The sequence below is a fragment of the Fibrobacter sp. UWB2 genome (genome assembly GCF_002210425.1).
Taxonomy (GTDB): Bacteria; Fibrobacterota; Fibrobacteria; order Fibrobacterales; family Fibrobacteraceae; genus Fibrobacter; species Fibrobacter elongatus.
This window is the reverse complement of the sequence record NZ_MWQK01000012.1, coordinates 1-5064: the sequence shown is the minus strand read 5'-3', so window position 1 is coordinate 5064 and position 5064 is coordinate 1. Positions and strand designations below refer to the sequence as shown.

General features: G+C 56.7%; 2 tRNA genes and 3 rRNA genes. All 5 read left to right on the top strand.

Annotated features, from left to right (window positions below):
- The first annotated feature begins 33 nt into the window (after nt 1–33).
- Nucleotides 34–1532 (top strand): 16S ribosomal RNA (locus B7982_RS14705).
- Between the two features lie 90 nt (nt 1533–1622).
- Nucleotides 1623–1696 (top strand) — tRNA-Ile (locus tag B7982_RS14700).
- Between the two features lie 6 nt (nt 1697–1702).
- A tRNA-Ala gene (locus B7982_RS14695) sits at nt 1703–1775 on the top strand.
- A 172-nt stretch (nt 1776–1947) separates the two neighbouring features.
- Nucleotides 1948–4851: ribosomal RNA gene (locus B7982_RS14685) — 23S ribosomal RNA — on the top strand.
- Between the two features lie 96 nt (nt 4852–4947).
- Nucleotides 4948–5062, top strand: a 5S ribosomal RNA gene (gene rrf / locus B7982_RS14680).
- The 16S, 23S and 5S rRNA genes sit together here with 2 tRNA genes alongside, the layout of an rRNA operon.
- The last annotated feature ends 2 nt before the right edge of the window (nt 5063–5064 follow it).

Here is a 5064-nt window from a genome sequence, read left to right as displayed (position 1 = left end):
ATTTACGAAAAACAGGACAGACTATTTTAAAAATCAATGAAGAGTTTGATCCTGGCTCAGAACGAACGCTGGTGGCGTGTCTTATACATGCAAGTCGAGCGAGGCAGCAATGCCGAGCGGCGAACGGGTGAGTAACGCGTAAGCAATCTGCCCCATATCAGGAAATACCCGTGCCAACGCGCGGTTAATGTCCAGGAGAGTGGCCCTCTGCATGGAGGGTTGACTAGAGATTTATCGGTATGGGATGAGCTTGCGTCCGATTAGCTAGTTGGCGGGGCAACGGCCCACCAAGGCGACGATCGGTAGCCGGCCTGAGAGGGTGATCGGCCACATTGGGACTGAGATACGGCCCAGACTCCTACGGGAGGCAGCAGTAGGGAATATTGCACAATGGGGGAAACCCTGATGCAGCAACGCCACGTGTGGGAAGAAGCATTTCGGTGTGTAAACCACTGTCATGAGGGAATAAGGCCCTTATTCGTAAGGGATTGAATGTACCTTGAGAGGAAGCACCGGCAAACTTCGTGCCAGCAGCCGCGGTAATACGAGGGGTGCAAGCGTTGTTCGGAATTACTGGGCGTAAAGGGAGCGTAGGCGGAGATTCAAGCGGATTGTACAATCCCGGGGCCCAACCCCGGTTCTGCAGTCCGAACTGGATCTCTTGGATAGTTCAGGGGCAGGCGGAATTCCTGGTGTAGCGGTGGAATGCGTAGAGATCAGGAAGAACACCGATGGCGAAGGCAGCCTGCTGGGGACTTATCGACGCTGAGGCTCGAAAGTGCGGGTAGCAAACAGGATTAGATACCCTGGTAGTCCGCACCGTAAACAATGCATACTGGGTGTCCGGGGGTTCCCCCGGGTACCGTAGCCAACGCGTTAAGTATGCCGCCTGGGGAGTACGTACGCAAGTATGAAACTCAAAGGAATTGACGGGGGCCCGCACAAGCGGTGGAGCATGTGGTTTAATTCGAAGCAACGCGCAGAACCTTACCAGGGTTTGACATGGGAACGCCGCGGCGAGAGATCGCCGTTTTGCAGCAATGCAACGTTCCGCACAGGTGCTGCATGGCTGTCGTCAGCTCGTGTCGTGAGATGTTGGGTTAAGTCCCGCAACGAGCGCAACCCACGTTTCCAGTTGCCACCCGCAAGGGGGCCCTCTGGAGAGACTGCCGGGGACAACCCGGAGGAAGGTGTGGATGACGTCAAGTCCTCATGGCCCTTACATCCTGGGCTACACACGTGCTACAATGGTCGGTACAATGGGTCGCAACGCCGCGAGGCGGAGCCAATCCTCAAAGCCGTCCTCAGTTCGGATCGGAGTCTGCAACTCGACTCCGTGAAGCTGGAATCGCTAGTAATCGTGGGTCAGCACACCACGGTGAATACGTTCCCGGGCCTTGTACACACCGCCCGTCAAGCCATGGGAGAAGGGAGTGCTCTAAGTCGTGCAAGCGCCTAAAGCAAGACCTTTGACTGGGGCTAAGTCGTAACAAGGTAGCCGTACCGGAAGGTGCGGCTGGATTACCTCCTTTAAGGAGTAAATCTGGAACTTAGGTTCCAACAGCCTGTTTTTCGAGACAACAAGTCGTCACCCAAGTACATCTCCGATTCTTTTAGAGCCCGGGTCTGTAGCTCAGCTGGTTAGAGCACCGCTCTGATAAGGCGGGGGTCAATGGTTCAAGTCCATTCAGGCCCACTTTCAGGGGTTATAGCTCAACTGGTAGAGCGCCAGCTTTGCAAGCTGGATGTTAGGAGTTCGAGTCTCCTTAGCTCCAGAAGCGCTTCCGGGCGCAAGTCAGCGATCCAACGAGGTCACTGAGAATATTGAAATTTCGGCATGGAAACTAACAAAGCAATCAAGCATACAGAGTGACTTGAAGCACCAAGAAAAAAACAGGTGGATTCGAGCTGCTCATGCGGCAGAACAGAGCTGAATCGCTGGAATTAGGATTTAAGCGAAGGAATGCACGCGGGGGATGCCTAGGCATCCGCCGGCGACGAAGGACGGGCCAAGCCCCGAAAGTCCGGTACGAGGCGCAAAGGGCCTTTGACTACCGGGGTTCCGAATGGGGAAACCCACGCGCAAGCGTATCCTCAGGGTGAATACATAGCCCTGCGGAGGCAAACCCGGGGAACTGAAACATCTCAGTACCCGGAGGAAAAGAAATCAACCGAGATTCCCGTAGTAGTGGTGAGCGAACCGGGAGGAGCCCAGACGGGTTGCGTACAGTGGACGGAAAGCGAAGCGGGATGGAAAGCCCCCCCACAGCAGGTGACAGGCCTGTAGCGATCTAGAAACTGACGTCCGTCGAAGAGTAGGGCGGGACACGTGAAATCCTGCCTGAAGACGGGGGGACCACCCTCCAAGGCTAAATACGAGCGGATGACCGATAGTGCACAGTACCATGAGGGAAAGGTGAAAAGCACCCCGAGAGGGGAGTGAAATAGCGCCTGAAACCGCGTGCATACATTCTGTCGGAGGGAGGATTCATCCTCCTGACGGCGTGCCTTTTGTTTAATGAGCCAGCGAGTTGCTCGTGTACGGCAAGGTTAAGGGCCTCAGGTCCGGAGCCGAAGCGAAAGCGAGTCTCAACTGGGCGACCAGTCGTACACGGCAGACACGAAGCCTTAGTGATCTACCCATGGCCAAGCTGAAGCGGAAGTAACATTCCGTGGAGGGCTGAACCGATATACATTGAAACGTGTTCGGATGAGCTGTGGGTAGGGGTGAAAGGCCAATCAAACTGGGCGATAGCTTGTTCTCTCCGAAACATATTTAGGTATGGCGTCATGTTAGCTTCACGGGGGTAGAGCACTGGCAGGACTAGGGGGCACACCCGCTTACCAAACCCTATCAAACTCCGAATACCGTGAACGCGATGCATGGCAGACAGCCTGCGAGTGATAAGATCCGTAGACGAAAGGGAAACAACCCTGACCACCGACTAAGCGTCCCCAAGTACGTGCCAAGTGGGAAAGGATGTGGAGCTGCACAGACAGCCAGGAGGTTAGCTTAGAAGCAGCTATCCTTTAAAGAAAGCGTAATAGCTCACTGGTCAAGCGGCTCCGCGCCAAAAATGATCGGGACTAAGCACGTCACCGAAGTCGTGGGCCCTGGCAACAGGGCGGTAGGAGAGCGTTCCGCAGGCCTGGGAAGGCGGGTGGCGATGCCCGCTGGAGGCACCGGAAACGAGAATGCTGGCATGAGTATGCGAAAATGCGGGTGAAAAACCCGCACACCGTAAGTCCAAGGGTTCCCGGGCAAGGATAATCCTCCCGGGGTCAGTCGGGATCTAAGACGAGGCCGAGAGGCGTAGCCGATGACAACCAGGTTAACATTCCTGGACCCTCCGATAAGCGTCACTACCGACGCGGCGACGCATGGGAATTCACGGGGCGGCCGATGGATGCCGCTGAAGGAGTGCGAGTCGCTGGGGCGGCAAATCCCCCCAGCACATGACCCAGGCTCCGGACCCCCGGAAGGCTTCGGCCGGAAGGGGCGCCGCGATGGACCGTGCCAGGAAAAACCGCTAAGGGAGCGAACGGAGGCCCGTACCGTAAACCGACACAGGTGGACGAGGCGAATAGCCTAAGGTGCTCGAGACAACTCGGGAGAAGGAACTCGGCAAATTAACCCCGTAACTTCGGGATAAGGGGAGCCTCCGGTGGTGAGCGTGAACAGCGCGGAGCCTCTGGAGGTCGCAGGGAAACGGCAGAAGCGACTGTTTACCAAAAACACAGGGCCATGCTAACACGCAAGTGGACGTATATGGTCTGACACGTGCCCGGTGCCGGAAGGTTAACAGGAGGGGTCAGCGCAAGCGAAGCCCTGAATCGAAGCCCCGGTAAACGGCGGCCGTAACTATAACGGTCCTAAGGTAGCGAAATTCCTTGTCGGGTAAGTTCCGACCTGCACGAATCGTGTAACGACTTCTGCACTGTCTCCTCCCGGGACTCGGCGAAATTGCAGTGCCGGTGAAGATGCCGGCAACCCGCACCTGGACGGAAAGACCCCATGAACCTTCACTGTATTTTGACATTGGTTTTAGGGCTGGCATGTGTAGGATAGGTGGGAGGCTACGAGCCGGCGACGCCAGTCGTCGGGGAGCCGTCCTTGAAATACCACCCTTGCCCGTTTTGAGATCTAACCTCGTCCCGTCATCCGGGACAGGGACCGTGTCTGATGGTCAGTTTGACTGGGGCGGTCGCCTCCCAAAAGGTAACGGAGGCATCCAAAGGTTCCCTCAGCGCGGTCGGCAATCGCGCGCAGAGCACAAAGGCATAAGGGAGCTTGACTGCGAGACGGACACGTCGAGCAGGTACGAAAGTAGGGCTTAGTGATCCCGCGGTACAGCGTGGAAAGGCCGTTGCTCAATGGATAAAAGGTACTCTGGGGATAACAGGCTGATCTCCCCCAAGCGTTCATAGCGACGGGGAGGTTTGGCACCTCGATGTCGGCTCGTCGCATCCTGGGGCTGGAGAAGGTCCCAAGGGTTTGGCTGTTCGCCAATTAAAGCGGCACGCGAGCTGGGTTCAAAACGTCGTGAGACAGTTTGGTCCCTATCCGGTGTGGGCGTTCGAGACTTGAGGGAAGCTGTCCTTAGTACGAGAGGACCGGGACGGACGAACCTCCGGTGTACCGGCTGTCGCGCCAGCGGCATTGCCGGGTAGCCATGTTCGGATTGGAGAAACGCTGAAGGCATCTAAGCGTGAAGCCATTCCCAAGATCAGGTCTCGCGGGGGCAACCCCCTGAAGGGCCGTCGGAGACTACGACGTCGATAGGCCGCAGGTGTAAGCGTGGCGACACGTTGAGCCGAGCGGTACTAATAGCCCGTGAGACGCTTTTCCTTTCTTTCAACGATTTGGTTCTACTACTGCGTGAGCAGCCCGGACCCACTACGCTTCAGCACTGAAGCCTGATTGAGTTTCCATGTCAAAGAGATTGTTTCAGCGGTTATCGAGTGAGGGTCACACCCGTTCCCATCCCGAACACGGAAGTTAAGCCTCAGATCGCCGATGGTACCTGGCCCCCGGGCCCGGGAGAGTAGGTCGCCGCTGGATTC